The organism is Mesorhizobium sp. M7A.F.Ca.CA.002.15.2.1 (assembly GCF_003998715.1).
Lineage (GTDB): Bacteria > Pseudomonadota > Alphaproteobacteria > Rhizobiales > Rhizobiaceae > Mesorhizobium > Mesorhizobium ciceri.
Window position 1 is genome coordinate 1 of sequence record NZ_RZPI01000914.1, and the last position, 1741, is coordinate 1741.

At 63.9% G+C, this 1741-nt stretch carries 3 protein-coding genes; 1 reads left to right on the forward strand and 2 read right to left on the reverse strand.

From position 1 onward, the window contains the following. Nucleotides 1–540 (reverse strand): NIPSNAP family protein (locus ENZ74_RS31045; RefSeq protein ID WP_164761357.1); only part of this gene is annotated, 540 nt, incomplete at its 3' end. 149 nt (nt 541–689) lie between these two features. On the opposite strand from ENZ74_RS31045, the gene ENZ74_RS31050 reads away from it, so the two are divergent. After that, nucleotides 690–1316, forward strand: coding sequence for a TetR/AcrR family transcriptional regulator (locus tag ENZ74_RS31050; RefSeq protein WP_164747190.1), 627 nt, complete (start codon nt 690–692; stop codon nt 1314–1316). A gap of 20 nt (nt 1317–1336) precedes the next feature. Here the strand turns inward: ENZ74_RS31050 and ENZ74_RS31055 are convergent. Further along, nucleotides 1337–1741: hypothetical protein (locus ENZ74_RS31055; protein ID WP_127313271.1), on the reverse strand; the 405-nt coding region annotated here is incomplete at its 5' end.

Sequence of the window (1741 nt, forward strand, 5' to 3'; positions counted from 1 at the left end):
GAGCAGGCGTGCGTCGGCCGTCATCAGGCACGCCGTCTCAATCTCGAAGCGGGTGGTGAAATCTGCCTCCGTGCCGGGCTGCAAATGATGAATCTCGATGACAACGATGCCGGTCAGCGGCCTGTTTCGAATGGGCTTTTCGTCGCCGGCCAGGCTTGGCCGCTGCGCCCCCGCAAGGTCGAAGCCGGCGCCCGGCCACGCCGGCTTGAGCAGCAGCACATCGTCGGAATCGATCATCGTCGCGTTGGCCGCATCGCGGTGCGCCGCCCAGACCGGCCCGCCATAGAAAGCGGCAAGAGCATTTTTCCGCGCATCCATGCTGTCGAAGCCGCGCATCCAGACGAACATGTCAGGCCGATCGAGATCCCGGAACTGGCCGATGATGGTCATGCCGGCGGCCTCCTGGCCCTCGATCAGCCTGCTGTCGAAGATGTCGATGAGCGTGTCGCGTTGGCCTGGCTTCAGCGTGTATTGCCGCAACTCGACGACAGGCGAGGCGAGCGCCGAGGGTTTCGGCGCGACGTTCTGGGGCAGGTTCATCCGGCATTCTCCAAAACAGGGTGATTGTCCTGTTTGTAAAACAGACCGGTTGTCCTGTTTTGTCAATATGCTAATGTCCGGCAATGTCAGCAGAGATGATCGCTCAACCAAAACCGCGCCCGGGAAAACGCATCAACGACCCTGAAGGCATGCGCAAGAAAGTGCTCGATGTCGCCGAGGACGCGTTCCAGGCGCGCGGCTATCACGCCTCCAGCATCGGCGACCTGATGGCGGCGGCGGGTGTCAGCGGCGGTGCGCTGCATCACCATTTCCCGACCAAGAAGGCGCTCGCGCTGGCGGTGATCGACGAGCGTGTGGCGGCAGCGGTCGAAGAGACATGGATCGCGCCGGTGCTGGCGGCGGCGTCGGCCCGCGAAGGCGTGCGCGCGGTGTTCGAGGCCGTGGCGGCGCAACTGGAGCAGCAGGGTTTCGTGCGCGGCTGTCCGCTCAACAATCTGGCGCACGAACTGTCGCTTGCCGACCCGGATTTCCGCATTGCCCTTGCCGGGATATTTGCCGGGTGGCGGCGCGCGATTGCCGACAAGCTGCATGCCGACCAGCAGGTGGGCAAGGACGAGGGCACGGACCCCGAACGCTTCGCCGCGCTGACGGTCGCCGCCTATTCCGGAGCGATGTCGATGGCCAAGGCCACGCAGGATGCCGGTGTGCTGCGGGATTGTCTGGCGGGACTTGAGCGAAGCGCGCCGTCGCCATCGCAGGGCGCATTGGCGGCCAGGCGACGCAACAGGATACTGCCACGGCCGGGAACCCCTTGACTCGCCGTGCTCTGGTTCAGCTACTCGGCCAGCGGCTTGATCGTCTCGTAGCCGTTGACGGATTCCGAACTGGTGCCTTCATCGTAGCGCCGCGCGAGCGCGGCTTGCAGATCTGGCGCATAGAGGGCGGTAAATGAATCCAGCGTCTCGCCGGCACCGTTCTTGAAGGTCTCCTTGACCGCCAGGACATTGTATTTGCACTCGCCCAGGCTGAATGTCTCCTTGCCCTTGACGACCAGGCTCAGCGTCTTGGTGCCCTTCGGCGGCTTGTTCGGCGACAGCTCGACGAACTCTATCGCGGCCTTTGTCCCCGCCTTCAGCGGAAACAGCTTTCGCAGATCGGAAAGCGGGATCATCGCCAGGCGACCGGTGTCGCTGTCGCGAAACACCTCGATCAGGCCGGCAAACAGATACTGGGTTTGCGG